Genomic DNA, 17,066 nt, shown 5'->3' on the forward strand with positions numbered 1-17,066 from the left:
CCACAATCGTGCCCCCGCGCGCCGCCGGGCCGCCTCCCCGCGGTGCCCCGGCCCGGGCGTCTGCCGCCCACGGGCGCAAGCAGTACGGGGTGGGCGCCTCCACCACCGCCACGCTGCTGGCGCAGCGTGTGGCCGCGCCGCTGCTCGACCGCTACCCGGCGCGCACCGGCTACGGCTCCCAGCAGACCGACGAGCCCGCCGCCCCCGGACCAGCCCGCCAACCTGGGGCATCCGGTCGACGGGGCGGACGGCCACGACTTCGGCGCACGGCTCCTTCGACGCCCGCGCCCGCGGTCGCAGCGCCCTGACCTGGCTCGCCGAACGCGACACCGCTCTCGCTCTCCTCGGCCGGGACGGCTCGCGGTTTGCCTCCGGGGGCGCGGGGCAGGCGCGCGGTGGACGGACACCGGGGGCGACGCGCTCGACGTGAGCTGGAGCAGGTGAGATCGGTGGAACTGGAGCTGAAGGCGGAACCGGGTTGCGCGTGGGAGGAGGGGGAGATCCACCTGTGGCACCTGGTCCTGGCGCGCAGCGACACCGCGCTGTGCGAACTCCGCCTGGACCACGAGGGCCCGACGCGCACGACAGAGCCGTCCGCCGAGGTCTTCCCCGAACGGCTCTGTCCCGTCTGCCGCCGCCGCTGCGCGGAACTGCTGCCGTTCGGCGCGGACCCGGGGACGGCGCTGAGATGAGCCGGTACGAGCTGCGCGCGGAGCACCAGCCGGCCGACCCGGTCGGCCGGGAGACGGTGTGCTGGCACATCGTCCGCTCGCGGCACCTGGTGGCGATGTGCGGGCGGTTGATCGACCCCGTCAGCGACCGCCGGGCCATCGGCCGCGTCGCCGAGATCGCCGCGTCCCGCCGGTGCCCGGAGTGCTGGGACTGGTGGGAGGTCGTCCGCCAGGCCTACCGCGAGAAGCTGCCGGCCGCCGACGCCGACGCCGACGCCGACGCCGACGCCGCCGACGTGCGCCGCTGACATCGCCTGCGGCGCCGCCGCAGGCAGCGCGGCCGACCGGGGGACTTCCCCGGCGGTCCCGGGGCGTTCGGGTGACCTCACGGCGCGGGTGCCGCGCCGGTCGTTGACGGCGTATCAGGCTTGCCGGTGGACCCGGCGCGCGTCCGGACGGGCGGTGCTCCGGGCCCCCGAGGAGGCCCCTGTGGAGATCCTGCTGCTGGCGTCCGGCTTCAACAGCCTCACCCAGCGCGTGTTCGCGGCCCTGCGGGACCGCGGCCACGCCGTCGCGGTGGAACTGGCCCTGAGCGACGCGTCGCTGCGCGCGGCGCTGGCCCGGCTGAGACCTGAGCTGGTCATCGCGCCCATGCTGAGGACCGCCGTCCCCGACGACGTCTGGTCGTCCGTCCCGTGCTTCATCGTGCATCCGGGACCGCTGGGCGACCGCGGTCCGTCCTCGCTGGACCGGGCCGTCCAGGAGGGGCGCGACAGCTGGGGCGTCACCGTGCTCCAGGCCGAGGCGGAGTTGGACGCCGGACCGGTGTGGGCGACGGTGCCGTGCCCGCTGCCGCCGCGCGGCAAGAGCGACCTGTACCGGGGCGAGGTGGGCGACGCGGCCCTGGAGGCCGTCCTGCTGGCGGTCGAGCGGTTCGCCTCCGGCACCCACCAGCCGCTCTCCCAGGACCGACCGGAGGTGCGCGAGCTCGTCTCGGCGCGGCCGCTGCTGCGGCAGGACGAGCGCCGCATCGACTGGACGCGGGACGCGACGGCCGAGATCCTGCGGCGGCTGTGGTCGGCCGACTCCCAGCCCGGGGTGCTCGACGAGATCGACGGCGTGGAGTGGTTCCTGCACGGCGGGCAGGAGGAGGACCGGCTGCGCGGCGTCCCGGGCGAACTGCTGGCCACTCGCGCCGGCGCGGTCTGCCGGGCGACCGTCGACGGCGCGGTGTGGATCCCTCAGCTACGGGCTCGTCGCCGTCCCGGCGGTCCGCCCGCCTTCAGCCTGCCGGCCGCGCTGGCGCTGGCCCTCGCGGCCCGCGGCCGCACGGACCGGCCGCCGCTGACGCTGCCCGAGTCGCCCGTCCCGCTGGAGCTCGCCCCCGGGCGCCGCACCTGGAGCGACATCCGCTACCAGGAGGTCGGCGAGGTGGGCCTGCTCTGGTTCTCCTTCGCGGGCGGGGCCATGAGCACCCATCACTGCCGCCGGCTGCTCGCCGCCTACCAGGAGGCGTGCCGCCGACCCACCTCGGTGCTGGTGCTGGGCAGCCGCCGGGACTTCTTCAGCAACGGCATCCATCTGAACGTCATCGAGGCCGCCCCCGACCCCGCCGCCGAGTCCTGGGCGAACATCAACGCCATGGACGACCTGGTCGAGGCCGTGCTGACCACCACCGACCGGCTGGTCGTCGCCGCCCTGGGCGGCAACGCGGCCGCCGGCGGCGTGATGCTCGCGCAGGCCGCCGACGAGGTCTGGTGCCGCTCCGGCACCGTGCTGAACCCCCACTACCGGCTGATGGGCCTCTACGGTTCGGAGTACTGGACCTACTCGCTGCCCCGGCGGGTGGGCCCGGCCGAGGCGGAGCGTCTGATGGAGGCGGCCCTGCCGGTCGGCGCGGAGCGCGGCCTGGACCTCGGTCTGGTGGACCGGATCCTCGGCTGCACGCCCGAGGAGTTCGCCGCCAACGTCATCCGGTCGGCCCAGCGGCTGGCCGCGACCCCGGGAACGCAGGCCAGGACGGCCCGCAAGAAGGCCGAACTGGACCGCGACCAGGGCGAGCGGCCGCTGCACGCCTACCGCGAGGAGGAGCTCGCCCGGATGCACGCGATCTTCTTCGATCCCGAGCATCCCTACCACGCGTTGCGTCGCGCCTTCGTCCGCAAGGAGCGGCCCACGGCCACTCCCGAGCACTTGACGGCGTACCACCGTTCGGCGGTGTCCGGCTCACCCTGACGCGCCCCGTGGGCGCGCGCCACGGCGTGGCACACGTTATCCAGGAGTCAGGACGCCGTTGTCTGGCTCCGTACAACCTTCCCTTTGGAGGCATCCATGTCGGATGCGCAGACTTCCACCGCCACGGCGGACATCGGGGCCCAAGAAGAGGCCCCGATCCACATCCTCTGGATCAACGCAGGACTGAGCTGCGACGGCGACTCGGTCGCCCTCACGGCTGCGACGCAGCCGAGCATCGAGGAGATCGCGCTGAGCGCGCTCCCCGGACTGCCGAAGATCGCCGTGCACTGGCCGCTGATCGACTTCGAGTGCGGTCCGGTGCAGGGCGCGGACAACTTCGTCGAGTGGTTCTTCAAGGCCGATCGCGGCGAACTCGAGCCGTTCGTGCTGGTGATCGAGGGGTCGATCCCCAACGAGTCCATCAAGCGCGAGGGTTACTGGTGCGGCTTCGGCGACGACCCGGCCACCGGTCAGCCCATCACCACCAGCGAGTGGCTGGACCGGCTCGCCCCCAAGGCGCTGGCAGTCGTGGCCATCGGCACCTGTGCCACCTACGGCGGCATCCACGCCATGGAGGGCAACCCCACCGGCGCCATGGGCGTGCCGGACTACCTGGGCTGGGACTGGAAGTCCAAGGCCGGGATCCCCATCGTCTGCGTGCCCGGCTGCCCGATCCAGCCGGACAACTTCGCCGAGACCCTGACCTACCTGCTCTACCAGGCCACCGGCCAGGCGCCGATGATCCCGCTGGACGACAAGCTGCGGCCCACCTGGCTGTTCGGCGCCACCGTGCACGAGGGCTGCGACCGGGCCGGCTACTACGAGCAGGGTGAGTTCGCCACCACCTACGACTCGCCCAAGTGCTTGGTCAAGCTGGGCTGCTGGGGCCCGGTGGTGCACTGCAACGTGCCCAAGCGCGGCTGGATGGACGGCATCGGCGGCTGCCCGAACGTCGGCGGCATCTGCATCGCCTGCACCATGCCGGGCTTCCCGGACAAGTTCATGCCGTTCATGGACGAGCCCCCCGGAGGCAAGATCTCCTCGGCCGCCAGCGGCGTCTACGGCGCGGCCATCCGCAGGCTGCGCGGCGTGACCATGAAGACGGTCGACCAGGAGCCCAAGTGGCGTCACCGGGGCGACAAGCTGACGACCGGATACCGCAAGCCCTGGTAGTCGGCGCGCCCGGCCAGAGCTGAGACAGCTGACAAACGTCATCGAATCGACGAGGAAAGAGCGCAGACCACTATGGCGGCAGACGGCTTGCTGGAGATGTCCTGGGACCCGATCACCCGGATCGTGGGCAGTCTGGGCATCCACACGAAGATCGACTTCAAGCAGAAGCGGGTCGCCGAGTGCTACAGCACCTCGTCGGTCTTCCGCGGCTACAGCGTCTTCATGCGCGGCAAGGACCCGCGTGACGCGCACTTCATCACCAGCCGCATCTGCGGCATCTGCGGTGACAACCACGCCACGTGCTCGGTGTACGCGCAGAACATGGCCTACGGCGTGAAGCCGCCGCACCTGGGCGAGTGGCTGATCAACCTCGGCGAGTCCGCGGAGTACATGTTCGACCACAACATCTTCCAGGAGAACCTGGTCGGGGTCGACTACTGCGAGAAGATGGTCAAGGAGACCAACCCCGGCGTGCTGGAGCTGGCCGAGCGCACCGAGGCCCCGCACGCGGCCGAGCACGGCTACCGCACCATCGCCGACATCATGCGCTCGCTCAACCCGCTGGAGGGCGAGTTCTACCGCGAGGCGCTCCAGGTCTCGCGCTACACCCGCGAGATGTTCTGCCTCATGGAGGGACGCCACGTGCACCCCTCCACCCTCTACCCGGGCGGTGTCGGCACGGTCGCCTCGGTGCAGCTGATCACCGACTACCTCAGCCGGCTGATGCGCTACGTCGAGTTCATGAAGCGCGTCGTGCCGCTCCACGACGACCTGTTCGACTTCTTCTACGAGGCCCTGCCGGGCTACGAGGAGGTCGGCCGCCGCCGCGTGCTGCTGGGCTGCTGGGGCGCGCTGAACGACCCGGCCTACTGCGACTTCACCTACCGCAACATGACGGACTGGGGACGGCGCATGTTCGTCACCCCGGGCGTCGTGGTCGACGGCAAGCTGGTCACCAACGACCTGACCCGGATCAACCTCGGCATCCGGATCCTGCTCGGCAGCTCCTACTACCAGGACTGGGAGGGCCAGGAGCAGTTCGTCACCCACGACCCGCTCGGCAACCCGGTCGACCCGCGCCACCCGTGGAACCAGCACACCATCCCGGCGCCGCAGAAGCGCAACTTCGACGACAAGTACAGCTGGGTCATGTCCCCGCGCTGGTTCGACGGCACCGACCACCTGGCGCTGGACACCGGCGGCGGCCCCATCGCCCGGCTGTGGTCCACCGCGCTCTCCGGCCTGGTCGACATCGGCTACGTCAAGGCCACCGGCCACAGCGTGATCATCAACCTGCCCAAGTCGCTCACCAAGCCGGAGACCACCTTCGAGTGGAAGATCCCGCAGTGGAGCAACGCGCTGGAGCGCAACCGGGCCCGCACCTACTTCCAGGCCTACGCGGCCGGCGTCGCCCTGCACAGCGCCGAGCAGGCGCTCAAGGAGATCCGCGCCGGACGCACCCAGACCTGGGAGAAGTTCGAGGTTCCGGACGAGTCCATCGGCTGCGGCTTCACCGAGGCCGTGCGCGGCGTGCTCTCGCACCACATGGTGATCCGCGACGGCAAGATCGCCAACTACCACCCCTACCCGCCGACGCCGTGGAACGCCTCCGTGCGCGACAGCTACGGCACGCCCGGCCCCTACGAGGACGCGGTGCAGAACACGCCCATCTTCGAGGAGAACCCGCCGGACAACTTCAAGGGCATCGACATCATGCGCGCCGTGCGCAGCTTCGACCCCTGCCTGCCCTGCGGCGTCCACATGTACGTGGGCAACGGCAAGACGGTGGAGAAGATGCACGTCCCGACCGGCCTGAGCGGTCTGGCCGGATGACGGGCGCGCTCGACACCAAGGCGCCGAACGCCCAGCAGACCGCGGCCCGCGTCGAGGAGCTGCTGGACCGGCTCGCGGCGCAGGATCCGGCGTCCGCCGCCGCGGCGGAGGAGCTCGTGCGCGCCTTGATGGAGTTCTACGGCGCGGGCCTGGCCCGCGTCGTGGGGCTGCTGTCCGGGCGCTCCGGCTCGCCGCTGACCGCGCTGTTGGACGACGAGGTCACCGCCGGGCTGCTGGTCCTGCACGACCTGCACCCCGACGACCTGGCCGCCCGCGTCGGCCGCGCGCTGCGCTCGGCCGGGGCCGGCTCGCTGGACGTGGTCGAGCTGGACGAGGAGCAGGGCCGCTTGACGCTGCGTGAGGCCGAGGACGGCGGCCACGGCTGCGGCTGCCCGAGCACCAACACCGCGCTGCGCGAGCGGATCGAGGCGTCGCTGTCCTGCTTCGCGCCGGAGGTCACCTCCGTCGAGATCGCCGCCGAGCAGCCGGCGCGCCGCGAGCCGACGCTGCTGCAGATCGGCCGACGGCCCGCGGTCCCCTCGGAGGCCCGATGAGCGCGGGCCACCCGCCGGCTCCCGTCACCGCACGCGGCGGGCTGCGGCGCTTCACCGCGCCGCGCCCGCCCGCCGTCGAGCGGTGCGAGCTGTGCGCGACGCCGGTCGCCCCCGAGCACCGGCACCTGGTGGACGTCGAACGGCGCGCCCTGGCCTGTGCCTGCCCGCCCTGCGCCGCCCTGTTCGACCGCGACGGCGCCGGCGGCGTCCACTACCGCGCCGTGCCGCGCCGCTACCTGCACGACCCCGCCTCCCCGCTGACCGAGGACGCCTGGGCGATGCTGCGCATCCCCATCGGCGTCGCGTTCCTGCTGCGCAACTCGGTCCTCGGGCAGGTCGTCGCCTGCTTCCCCGGTCCCGCCGGGGTGACCGAGAGCGAGATCGAACCGGCCGTCTGGGAGCGCTTCACCGACGCGACCCCGCTCGCGGCCGAACTCCTCCCCGACGTCGAGGTGCTGCTCGTGCGCCGCACGGACGGACACCGCGACTGCCACCTGGTCCCCGTCGACGCGGCCTACGAACTCGTCGGCCGGATGCGGATGTTCTGGCAGGGCTTCGACGGCGGCGCCGAGGCCCACGCCGAACTCGACACGTTCTTCGCCGACGTGGCCCGCCGGTCCCGTCCGCTCAGGCGCACGGCGGAGGCGGACCGGTGAGCGGCGGCCTGGACTTCGCCTGCGTCGGCGTGCGCGCCGAGCCCTACGCGGTCGGCCCCACGCTGGTGTTCCGCGTCAGGATCACCGCGCACGGCGAGGACCGGCGCGTCCACGCGATCGCGCTGCGCTGCCAGTTCCGCGTCGAACCCGCGCAGCGCGGCTACAGCGACGCCGAGGCCGCGGGGCTCGGCGACCTGTTCGGCGAGCGGGAGCGGTGGGGCCGCAGCCTCAACCCGATGCAGTTCGCCCAGGCTTCGGTCGTCGTCCCCGGGTTCGACGGCAGCACCGAGGTCGACCTGCCGGTCCCGTGCAGCTACGACACCGACCTCGCCGCCACCCGGTACTGCGAGGCGCTGGCCGGTGGCGAGGTGCCGCTGCTGCTGCTCTTCTCCGGCACGGCCTTCCGCGGCCCCGGCGGCTTCCAGGTCGAGCCGGTGCCCTGGAACAAGGAGGCCGTCTGCCGGATGCCGGTGGCCGTGTGGCGGGAGATGATGGACCAGCACTTCCCCGGCTGCGGCTGGCTCCGCCTGCCCCGCGACGTGCTGGACGCCCTGCGCGCCTACCGCTCCCGCCATGCGCTCCCGTCCTGGGAGGCCGCCGTGGAGCAGCTGCTCGCGAGGGCCGGCGAGGACGGCCCCACGGATGCCCGCGTGCTGACCTCCGAGGGGAGCCCCAGGTGACCACCACGGCCGCCCGCCCGTGCTTCGACACCGCCCGCGAGGCCGCCGACGCGGTGCTCTACGAGGGCTACGTGCTCTATCCCTACCGGGCCTCGTCCGCCAAGAACCGGATGCGCTGGCAGTTCGGCGTGCTGGTCCCGCCCGCCTACGGCGCGGGCGTCGGCGAGCACGCCTGGCACCGCACCGAGTGCCTGGCCGAGCCGCGCGCGGACGCCGAACTCGTCGCGCAGGTGCGGTTCCTGCACGCGCAGCGGCGCACCGTCCAGCGGGTCGGGCCGGACCGCTCCTACCGGACGGCGGACCGCTTGGAGCTGCCCGACAAGGTGCTGGTCCCGTGGGACGAGGGCGTCGAGGAGTGCGTGGAGTTCCGGGTGCCCGTGGCCGAGCTGTGCGAGCACGGCTCCAAGCCGATGGAGTTCCCGTTCCGCCGCCCCGCCGCCGAGGAGAGGGAGGAGGTCCGCGACGAGACGGGCCGCACGGTCGGGCGGCTGGTGCGGCGCCGCGAGCGGATCGACGGCGTGCTGCGGCTGTGGGCCGTCGAACTCCCGGGCCCCTACCGGGTGGTGCGGCTGCGCGCGGTCGTCGAGAACACCGGCGAGTGGAGCCCGGGTGCCGGCCGCGCCGGAGACCGGGACGCGGCCCTGCCGCACGCGCTGCTCTCCGCCCACCTGCTGCTGGGCCTGACGGCGGGCTCGTTCGTCTCGATGACCGACCCGCCGCAGTGGGCCAAGGCTCTGGTCGCCGAGTGCCGCAACGAGCGCACCTGGCCGGTGCTGGCCGGGGTCGACGGTCGCGCGGACGTCGTGCTCTCCTCGCCGATCATCCTGGAGGACCACCCCAGGATCGCCCCCGAGAGCTGCGGCGCGCTCTACGACTCCACCGAGATCGACGAGATCCTGGCCCTGCGCACGGCCACCCTCACCGAGCAGGAGAAGCGCGAGGCGCGCGGCACCGACGAACGCGCCGCCGCCGTGGTCGACCTCGCCGACTCGCTGCCCCCGGAGATCTGGGAGCGCCTGCACGGCGCGGTCCGCTCACTGCGCGAGGTCACCGAAGGGCCGCCGGTCCTGGTCACCCCGGGCGAGGAGCAGGCCGCGCTCGGGGACCTGATGACACCCCAACTGCCCTGGTGGGACCCGGCCGCGGACCGCAGCGTCGATCCCGGCACCGACCACGTCCTGGTCGACGGCACGCCGGTGCGGGCCGGCAGCAGGGTGCGGCTGCGGCCGGGCAAGCGGCGCAGCGACGCCCAGGACCTGTTCCTGACCGACGCGCCGGCGCTGGTGGAGGCGGTGCTGCACGACGTCGACGGGCTGGTCCACCTCGCCGTCACCCTCGACGACGACCCGGGCGCGGACCTGCGCCGCGAACAGGGCCGGTTCCTGTACTTCCAGCCCGACGAGGTGGTTCCGGTGGAGGCGCGATGAACGGACGACAGGCCCCGCGCCGGGTGCTGGTCGCCGGGCTCGGGAACATCTTCCTGTCCGACGACGGCTTCGGCGTCGAGGCCGCCGGGCGCCTGGCCCGGCGTGAACTGCCGCCCGGGGTGGAGGTCGTGGACATCGGCGTGCGCGGCGTCCACCTCGCCTACCAGCTGCTGGACGGCTACGACACCGTCGTGCTGCTCGACGCCACCGCCCAGGGCGGCGAACCCGGGACGGTCTACCTGATCGACCACGCCGAGATCGCCGACCCCGCCGAGGCTGTGATCGACGGCCACCGGATGACGCCGGACGCGGTGCTCGCCCTGCTCGCCACGCTCAGTGTCGGCACCGGCGGGACGCGCCCGCGCCGCGTCGTCGTGGTCGGCTGCGAACCGGCCTCGCTGGAGGAGGGCATCGGGCTGAGCGCCCCCGTCGCCACGGCCCTGCACGAGGCCGTCGCCGTCGTCCTGCGCGTGCTGGCCGAGGACTCGGCGACCGCTCTGAAATCGAACTGACCGAGGAGGTGCACATGTTCAAGATTCTCTGCGGGATGACCGTTCTCGCGGCCGTCGGCATCGCGGTGGCCAACATGGAGGACATCAAGCGGTATCTGAAGATGCGCTCGATGTAGACGCGTCCGAACGGTGGACCTCGCGACGCCCCTGACGGCGTGGCGGGGCCACCGGCCGGAGCGGTCGCCGTGTAATCGACGGAGGAGCCGCGGCGTCAGGAGAGCGCGATGCACGAGATGTCGATCGCACTGGCCGTCGTCGGCCAGGTCGAGTCGGCGGCGCGCGCGGCCGCGGGCAGTGACGAGGCCGCGGGCGGTGACGAGGCCGCGCCGACGGCCCGCAGCGTGACCCTGCGCGTCGGCGAACTCGCCGGAGTGGTCCCCGAATCGTTGCGCTTCTGCTTCGAACTCGCCTGCGCGGACACCCTGCTGGCTGGGGCTGAGCTGCGGTGCGAGACCGTGCCGGGCCGCGCCCGGTGTACCCCCTGCGACGCCGACTGGGCCACCGGCCTGCCGCCCGACCTGTGCTGCCCGCGCTGCGGTGGCGGGGCGAGCGAGCTGACCGCCGGGCGCGAGCTGGAGATCGCCGAGGTGCGCTGGGCCGAACCGGCCCGCGTGCCCACATCGAAGGAGGACTGACGCCCCGTGTGCCGTGTGACCGAGCTGCAGCAGGCCGTGCTCGCCAAGAACGACCGGAGCGCGGACGACCTGCGCGCCCGGCTCGCGGCCCGCGGCACCAACGTCGTCAACCTCCTCTCCAGCCCCGGCAGCGGCAAGACCGCGCTGCTGGAGGCGGAACTGAAGCTGGCGTGTGAGCGCGGCGTCCCCGTCGCCGCGCTCACCGCCGACCTGGCCACCGAGAACGACGCGACGCGGCTCGCCCGCTCCGGGGCCCCGGTCAAGCAGGTGCTCACCGACGGCCTGTGCCACCTGGAGGCGGACATGCTGGCCGGCCACCTGGAGGGCTGGCTGCCCGACCCGACCCGCCTGCTGTTCGTCGAGAACGTCGGCAACCTGGTCTGCCCCGCCTCCTACGACCTCGGCGAGACAGTGCGGGTCGCCCTCGCGTCGGTGACCGAGGGGGAGGACAAGCCGCTGAAGTACCCGAGCGCGTTCGGCCTCGCGCACCTGGTCGTGGTCACCAAGGCCGACCTCGCGGAGGCGGTCGAGTTCGACCGGGAGGGCTTCCTGGCGAACGTGCGGCAGGTCAATCCGGGTGTGGAGGTGGTCTTCACCTCCGCCCGGCGCGGACAGGGCGTGGGCGAGCTCCTCGACCGCGCCCTCGCCGCCCACGAGGCGGGCGGCCCCGCCCACCGCCCCGTCATGGCGAGCGCGCCGCAGGCGCTCGGCCACCATCACCACGGCTCCCAGCACGCCCACGCGCACTCCCACTGAGGCCGCCATGACCGCTCCCGCCGCCGCCCCGGCCGAACGCCGCCGGGTGACCGTGCAGGGCGTGGTGCAGGGCGTCGGCTTCCGCCCCTACGTCTTCGGCCTCGCCAACGAGCTGCGCCTGACCGGCTACGTCACCAACACCGCCGAGGGCGTGATCGCCGAGGTCGAGGGCGCGGGTGGGGCGGTCGCCGCGTTCTGCGCGCGGCTCGCGCCCGAGGCGCCGCCGCTGGCGGTCGTGCAGTCGGTCAGCCATGAGCCGGTCGCGGTGCGCGGGGACGCCGCGTTCACCATCGAAGCCTCGCGGGAGGGCGGCGCGCGCCGCACGCTCGTCTCGCCCGACACCGCCACCTGCGACGCCTGCCTGGCCGAGCTGCGCGACCCGGACGACCCCCGCCACCGGCACCCGTTCGTCACCTGCACGCACTGCGGGCCGCGGTTCACCATCGTCACCGGCCTGCCCTACGACCGCGCCAACACGACGATGGCGGGCTTCCCGATGTGCCCGCGCTGCGCCGGCGAGTACCAGGACCCGGCCGACCGGCGCTTCCACGCCCAGCCGGTGGCCTGCCACGCCTGCGGCCCCCGGTTGCGGCTGCTGGTGAATTCGCCCGGCGGTCCGGTGGAGCGCGAGGGGGAGCCCGTCGCCGCGGCACGGCGGTTGCTGGCGCAGGGCGCGATCGTCGCGGTCAAGGGGCTGGGCGGCTACCACCTCGCGTGCGATGCCGCCGACGCGCGGGCCGTCGCCGAGCTGCGACGGCGCAAGGCGCGCGGCGCCAAGCCGTTCGCGCTGATGGCCGCCGACCCGGACGAGATCGCGACGCTGGTCCGGATCGGACCGGAGGAGCGGGCGCTGCTGACCGGCGCCCGCCGGCCGATCGTGCTGCTGCGCCGCCGCCGTGACGCGGACGCTTCGGGAGCGCGGGCCCGCGCCCTGGTCGCGGACGCCGTCGCGCCCGGCAGCCCCGACCTCGGCGTGATGCTGCCCTACACGCCCGTGCACCACCTGCTGCTCGGCCTGCCCGGCGATCCCCCGGGGCCGCGTCTGCTGGTGATGACCAGCGGCAACCTGGGCGGTGAGCCGATCGTCACCGACGAGGCCGACGCGCTCGGGCGGCTCGCGCCGCTGGCCGACGCCTGGCTCACCCACGACCGCCCGATCCACGTGCCCTGCGACGACTCCGTGGTGCGCGTCGTCGACGGCGAGGAGCTGCTGGTACGCCGCTCACGCGGCTACGCGCCCTTCCCTGTCGCGCTGCCGTTCGCCGTCGCGCCGACCCTCGCCGTCGGCGGCGACCTGAAGAATGCCTTCTGCCTCGGACGCGACCGCCACGCCTGGCTCTCCGCGCACATCGGCGACATGGACGACCTCGCCACCGTCGCCGCGTTCGAGGGCGCGGAACGGCAGTTGGAGTCCATCAGCGGTGTCGCGCCGGAGCGGCTCGCCGCCGACCTCCACCCCGGCTACCGCTCGGCCACCTGGGCACGCCGCAACGCGCAGGGGCGGCCGCTGCGCACCGTGCAGCACCACCACGCCCACATCGCCTCCGTGCTGGCCGAGAACGGCTGGCAGGAGAGTGCGGGCCCGGTCCTCGGGGTCGCCTTCGACGGCACCGGCTACGGCGAGGACGGCACGGTGTGGGGCGGGGAGGTGCTGCTCGCGGACTACGACGGCTTCCGCCGCCTCGCCCACCTCGCCGAGGCGCCGCTGCCGGGCGGCGATGCCGCCGTCCACCGCCCCTACCGGATGGCGCTCGCCCACCTGTACGCCGCCGGGCTGCCGTGGACTCCCGGACTGCCGTGCGTCGAGGCCTGCGGCGAGGTCGAGCGCCGAGTGCTGGCTCGGCAGTTGGAGCGCGGTCTGAACTGCGTGCCGACCTCCAGCGCCGGGCGTCTCTTCGACGCCGTCTCGGCGCTGGCCGGGGTGTGCCAGGAGGCGCGGTACGAGGCGCAGGCCGCGATCGAGCTGGAGGCCGCCGCCTGCGCCTGGGACGGTCCCGTCACCGAGCCCTACCGGTTCGACCTGCGGCCCGTCCCCGACGCGCCGCTGCGGATCGACGCCGCCCCCGTGCTGCGGGCCGTCGTCGCCGACGTGACGACCGGCGTCGACGCGCGGCTGGTCGCGGCCCGGTTCCACGCGGGGTTGGCGGCCTCGGTCCGCGAGGTCTGCCGCCTGCTGCGCGAGCGGACCGGTGTCGGCGCCGTCGCGCTCAGCGGCGGCGTCTTCGCCAACGCGCTGCTGCTGACGGCCTCCCTGAACGGTCTGCGCGAGGACGGCTTCACCGTACTGCGGCACCGCCTGGTGCCGCCCAACGACGGCGGACTGGCCCTCGGCCAGCTCGCCGTCGCGGCCCGACCCTGAACAGCCGGAAGCGACACGAAGCAAGGAGAACAGCCCATGTGCCTGGCGGTGCCCGGCAAGGTCATGTCGATCGAGGAGAAGGAGGGGACCAGGATGGCCGTCGTCGATTTCGGCGGCGTCGTCAAGGACGTGTGCCTGGAGTACCTGCCGGACCTCCAGGTCGGCGAGTACACCATCGTCCACGTCGGCTTCGCGCTGCAGCGCCTGGACGAGGAGTCCGCGCGGCAGACGCTGGCCCTGTTCGAGGGACTCGGCCTGCTGGAGGAGGAGTTCGGCGACCAGTGGGAGCTCGCGGCCAAGGCCGCCGGAGCGGACGGGCCCGCCGAGGAGCCGCACGCGAAGGAGGCGCGGGCGTGAAGTACCTCGAGGAGTTCCAGAACCCGGTGCTCGCCCGCCGCCTGCTGGACGAGATCCACGCCGTGACGACCCGTCCGTGGGCGCTGATGGAGGTCTGCGGCGGCCAGACGCACTCCATCATCCGGCACGGCATCGACCAACTGCTGCCCGAGCAGGTCGAGCTGATCCACGGCCCCGGCTGCCCGGTCTGCGTCACCCCGCTGGAGACCATCGACAAGGCCCTGGAGATCGCCTCCCGGCCCGGGGTGATCTTCTGCTCCTTCGGCGACATGCTGCGCGTGCCCGGCACCGACCGCGACCTGTTCCAGGTCCGCAGTCAGGGCGGCGACGTGCGCGTCGTCTACTCCCCGTTGGACGCGCTGCGCATCGCCCAGCAGAACCCCGGGCGCGAGGTCGTCTTCTTCGGCATCGGCTTCGAGACCACGGCCCCGCCCAACGCCATGACGGTCTACCAGGCGCAGAAGCTGGGCGTGCGGAACTTCAGCATGCTGGTCTCCCACGTCCGGGTGCCCCCGGCGATCGAGGGGCTGATGACCTCGCCCGACTGCCGGGTGCAGGCCTTTCTCGCCGCCGGGCACGTGTGCAGCGTCATGGGCACCGAGGAGTACCCCGAGCTGGCCGAGCGCTTCAAGGTGCCGATCGTCGTCACCGGCTTCGAGCCGTTGGACATCCTGGAGGGCGTGCGGCGCGCCGTGCTCCAGCTGGAGCGCGGCGAGCACCGGGTCGACAACGCGTACGCGCGTGTGGTGCGCCCCGAGGGCAACCCGGCGGCGCGGCGGATGCTCGCGGACGTCTTCGAGGTCACCGATCGTCCCTGGCGCGGCATCGGCGTCATCCCCGCGAGCGGCTGGCGACTGTCCGAGCGCTACCGCGCCTTCGACGCCGAGCACCGCTTCGAGGTCGGCGACATCGCCACCGTGGAGCCGGCCGCCTGCCGCGCGGGCGAGGTGCTGCAGGGGCTGCTCAAGCCGCACGAGTGCGAGGCATTCGGCACGACCTGCACCCCGCGCACGCCGCTCGGCGCGACCATGGTCTCCAGCGAGGGCGCCTGCGCCGCCTACTACCTCTACCGCCGTCTCGGCGGCACGAGCGCGACGAGCACGAGGGCGACGAGCACGACCGCGGCGAGCACGACGGCCGCGACCGCGACCGCGTCGACCGGCAAGGAGGCGAGCCCCGTTGGCTGACATCGTCGACACCCTCGCGACCGGCGCCGAGCGCCCCGACTTCTCCGGCTTCAGCTGCCCCGCGCCGCTGCGCGGCGGCGAGCGGGTCGTCATGGGCCACGGCGGAGGCGGGATGCTCTCGGCCGAGCTGGTCCGCGACGTCTTCGCCCCCGCCTTCGGCGGCGAGCACCTGGCCCAGCTCGGCGACTCCGCCGTGCTGAGCCTCGGCGGGGCCCAAATCGCCTTCTCCACGGACACCTTCGTCGTGCGGCCACTGTTCTTCCCCGGCGGCAGCATCGGCGACCTGGCGGTCAACGGCACCGTCAACGACCTTGCCATGAGCGGCGCCGTGCCCGCCTACCTCGCCTGCGGCTTCGTGCTGGAGGAGGGCGTGGAGCTGGACACCGTGCACCGCGTCGCCCAGGCGCTCGGCGCGGCCGCGCGGCGCGCCGGGGTGGAGGTCGTCACCGGCGACACCAAGGTCGTCGAGTCCGGCCACGGCGACGGCGTCTACCTCAACACCTCCGGCGTCGGACTGATCGCCCCCGGCGTCGACATCCGCCCGCAGCGGGCGCGGCCCGGCGACGTCGTGATCGTCAGCGGCGCGCTGGGCGAGCACGGCGTCGCCGTGATGAGCATGCGCGAGGGGCTGGAGTTCGGCGTCGAGATCGTCAGCGACTGCGCGCCGCTGGGCGATCTGGTCCGCGCGCTGCTCGCCGCCGTCCCCGACGTCCACGTGCTGCGCGACCCCACCCGCGGCGGGCTGGCCGCCGCGCTCAACGAGATCGCGGCGGCGGCCGGAGTCGGCGTCACCGTCGACGAGCGTGCCGTGCCGGTGCCCGCGGAGGTGGCCAACGCCTGCGCGATGCTCGGCCTGGACCCCTGGTACGTGGCCAACGAGGGCAAGCTGGTGGCCTTCGTGCCGCGCGAGCACGCGGACGCGGCCCTGGCCGCGCTGCGCGCGCACCCGCTCGGCGCAGGGGCCGCCGTCATCGGCGAGTGCACCGACCAGCACCCGGGCATCGTCGTGGCCCGCACCGGGCTCGGCGGCACCCGTGTCGTCGACCTGCCGCTGGGAGAGCAGTTGCCGCGCATCTGCTGAGTCCCCGTCGCCTCCGGCGACGGGGAGCAGGGGCCGCCGCTCCCCGTCGCGCGCACCGGCATGCCGTCGCACCGCAAGGCCGTGCGGAGGTTTGAACACCGGCGTGGTGGTCAGGCGCGCATCCGGAAACAGGGACACCGGGCTCTCGATCGTAAGACCTCCTACGAGGGGTCGGACACCCGGGCGTCGAGGCGGTGACAGTTGGTGGATCTGACCCGAGTGGTCCAGATCATGGGAAACGCGATCGCGGAGGAGGACGCGGACGCACTGCCCGGACGGCTGTGCCTCGCGCTCGACGAGGTGCTGGAGGGTGACGGCACGGTGCTGGTGTTGATGGCACACCTGTCCCACCACCGGGTGCTCGCCGCGAGCGACAAGCACACCGCCAGGCTGGGCGAGCTCGAGTTCTCCCTCGGCGAGGGGCCGGGACTCGACGCCGTCGCACGCTCCGCGGCCGTCCTGGCGGGCGACCTGACCGGAGGCGACGGGGACCGCTGGCCGGCGCTGGCCGTCACGCTCGCCGGCTCAGGTCTGCCGGTCCGCGCCGTGTTCGCGTTCCCGCTCCAGCTGAGCGGCGTGAGCTTCGGCGTGCTGGAGGTCTCCCGGCACCGGCCCGGAGAGCTGGACGAGCGCGAGAGCGCCAACGGGCGCATCGCCGCCGATCTGGCCAGCGTCGCGCTGGCGCGCTCCTTCGAGGCCGCGGGGCAGCCCCTGGGCGCGCCGACCTGGCCGGAGGAGTCCGGCGTCGACGGGGTGGAGGTCGACCAGGCCGTCGGCATGGTCATGGCGCAGCTCCGCGCACCGGCCGACGTGGCGCTGTCGACCCTGCGCGCCCGCGCCTTCGCCGAGGGCCGCACCGTGGGCGAACTCGCCCTTGACGTGCTGGGACGGCGGGTGAGCTTCAAGCCGTGAGCGGAGAGAAGAGGGGTACCGTTGGACTCGACTAGGGA

The 17,066-nt window shown here is 73.6% G+C and carries 18 protein-coding genes; all 18 read left to right on the forward strand.

The window, feature by feature from the left end; translation table 11 throughout:
- Nucleotides 1-449: 449 nt before the first annotated feature.
- The 18 genes from TR48_RS04895 (at nucleotide 450) to TR48_RS04975 (ending at nucleotide 17,028) form a co-directional block, all read left to right on the forward strand.
- Nucleotides 450-692 (forward strand): hypothetical protein, encoded by a 243-nt coding sequence (locus TR48_RS04895; RefSeq protein ID WP_042364606.1) that lies wholly within the window; start codon nucleotides 450-452, stop codon nucleotides 690-692.
- Nucleotides 689-979 (forward strand): hypothetical protein, encoded by a 291-nt coding sequence (locus TR48_RS04900; RefSeq protein ID WP_042364607.1) that lies wholly within the window; start codon nucleotides 689-691, stop codon nucleotides 977-979. Before TR48_RS04895 ends, TR48_RS04900 begins: the two co-directional genes overlap by 4 nt.
- A gap of 181 nt (nucleotides 980-1,160) precedes the next feature.
- Complete coding sequence (locus TR48_RS04905) at nucleotides 1,161-2,906, forward strand: hydrogenase maturation protein (protein WP_042364608.1); 1,746 nt, start codon at nucleotides 1,161-1,163, stop codon at nucleotides 2,904-2,906.
- A gap of 96 nt (nucleotides 2,907-3,002) precedes the next feature.
- Nucleotides 3,003-4,079, forward strand: a complete 1,077-nt coding sequence (locus tag TR48_RS04910; RefSeq protein WP_042364609.1) for an NADH-quinone oxidoreductase subunit B family protein — start codon at nucleotides 3,003-3,005, stop codon at nucleotides 4,077-4,079.
- 72 nt (nucleotides 4,080-4,151) lie between these two features.
- Nucleotides 4,152-5,912, forward strand: coding sequence for a nickel-dependent hydrogenase large subunit (locus TR48_RS04915; protein WP_042364610.1), 1,761 nt, complete (start codon nucleotides 4,152-4,154; stop codon nucleotides 5,910-5,912).
- On the forward strand, nucleotides 5,909-6,466 hold the full coding sequence (locus TR48_RS04920) for a NifU-related iron-sulfur-binding protein (protein WP_042364611.1): 558 nt from the start codon (nucleotides 5,909-5,911) through the stop codon (nucleotides 6,464-6,466). Before TR48_RS04915 ends, TR48_RS04920 begins: the two co-directional genes overlap by 4 nt.
- Nucleotides 6,463-7,122 (forward strand): DUF5947 family protein, encoded by a 660-nt coding sequence (locus TR48_RS04925; protein WP_042364612.1) that lies wholly within the window; start codon nucleotides 6,463-6,465, stop codon nucleotides 7,120-7,122. The genes TR48_RS04920 and TR48_RS04925 overlap by 4 nt, the downstream gene beginning before the upstream one ends.
- The gene (locus TR48_RS04930; protein WP_236652009.1) at nucleotides 7,119-7,802 is read left to right on the forward strand and encodes a DUF6084 family protein; all 684 of its coding nucleotides are present in this window, start codon (nucleotides 7,119-7,121) and stop codon (nucleotides 7,800-7,802) included. Before TR48_RS04925 ends, TR48_RS04930 begins: the two co-directional genes overlap by 4 nt.
- Nucleotides 7,799-9,229: a hypothetical protein gene (locus TR48_RS04935; protein WP_042364613.1), complete on the forward strand. Its 1,431-nt coding sequence runs from the start codon at nucleotides 7,799-7,801 to the stop codon at nucleotides 9,227-9,229. Before TR48_RS04930 ends, TR48_RS04935 begins: the two co-directional genes overlap by 4 nt.
- Nucleotides 9,226-9,741, forward strand: a complete 516-nt coding sequence (locus TR48_RS04940) for a hydrogenase maturation protease (protein WP_042364614.1) — start codon at nucleotides 9,226-9,228, stop codon at nucleotides 9,739-9,741. Before TR48_RS04935 ends, TR48_RS04940 begins: the two co-directional genes overlap by 4 nt.
- Nucleotides 9,742-9,755: 14 nt before the next feature.
- Entirely contained in the window at nucleotides 9,756-9,857 is a 102-nt protein-coding gene (locus tag TR48_RS46770) for a DUF6893 family small protein (protein ID WP_439654438.1), read from the forward strand.
- Nucleotides 9,858-9,965: 108 nt separating this feature from the next.
- Nucleotides 9,966-10,376: a hydrogenase maturation nickel metallochaperone HypA/HybF gene (locus TR48_RS04945; RefSeq protein WP_042364615.1), complete on the forward strand. Its 411-nt coding sequence runs from the start codon at nucleotides 9,966-9,968 to the stop codon at nucleotides 10,374-10,376.
- A 6-nt stretch (nucleotides 10,377-10,382) separates the two neighbouring features.
- On the forward strand, nucleotides 10,383-11,132 hold the full coding sequence (gene hypB, locus TR48_RS04950) for a hydrogenase nickel incorporation protein HypB (protein ID WP_042364616.1): 750 nt from the start codon (nucleotides 10,383-10,385) through the stop codon (nucleotides 11,130-11,132).
- A 7-nt stretch (nucleotides 11,133-11,139) separates the two neighbouring features.
- Nucleotides 11,140-13,491 carry a carbamoyltransferase HypF gene (hypF, locus tag TR48_RS04955; protein ID WP_042364617.1) on the forward strand — a complete coding sequence of 784 codons (2,352 nt, stop codon included), beginning with the start codon at nucleotides 11,140-11,142 and terminating at the stop codon, nucleotides 13,489-13,491.
- 36 nt (nucleotides 13,492-13,527) lie between these two features.
- A complete protein-coding gene (locus tag TR48_RS04960; RefSeq protein ID WP_042364618.1) occupies nucleotides 13,528-13,848 on the forward strand; it encodes a HypC/HybG/HupF family hydrogenase formation chaperone in 321 nt (106 codons plus the stop codon).
- A complete protein-coding gene (hypD, locus tag TR48_RS04965; protein ID WP_042364619.1) occupies nucleotides 13,845-15,035 on the forward strand; it encodes a hydrogenase formation protein HypD in 1,191 nt (396 codons plus the stop codon). Before TR48_RS04960 ends, hypD begins: the two co-directional genes overlap by 4 nt.
- Complete coding sequence (gene hypE / locus TR48_RS04970; RefSeq protein ID WP_304941215.1) at nucleotides 15,028-16,116, forward strand: hydrogenase expression/formation protein HypE; 1,089 nt, start codon at nucleotides 15,028-15,030, stop codon at nucleotides 16,114-16,116. The genes hypD and hypE overlap by 8 nt, the downstream gene beginning before the upstream one ends.
- Before the next feature lie 204 nt (nucleotides 16,117-16,320).
- Complete coding sequence (locus TR48_RS04975) at nucleotides 16,321-17,028, forward strand: GAF and ANTAR domain-containing protein (protein WP_042364704.1); 708 nt, start codon at nucleotides 16,321-16,323, stop codon at nucleotides 17,026-17,028.
- Nucleotides 17,029-17,066 lie beyond the last annotated feature (38 nt).

It is taken from the genome of Streptacidiphilus neutrinimicus (assembly GCF_000787815.1).
Lineage (GTDB): Bacteria > Actinomycetota > Actinomycetes > Streptomycetales > Streptomycetaceae > Streptacidiphilus > Streptacidiphilus neutrinimicus.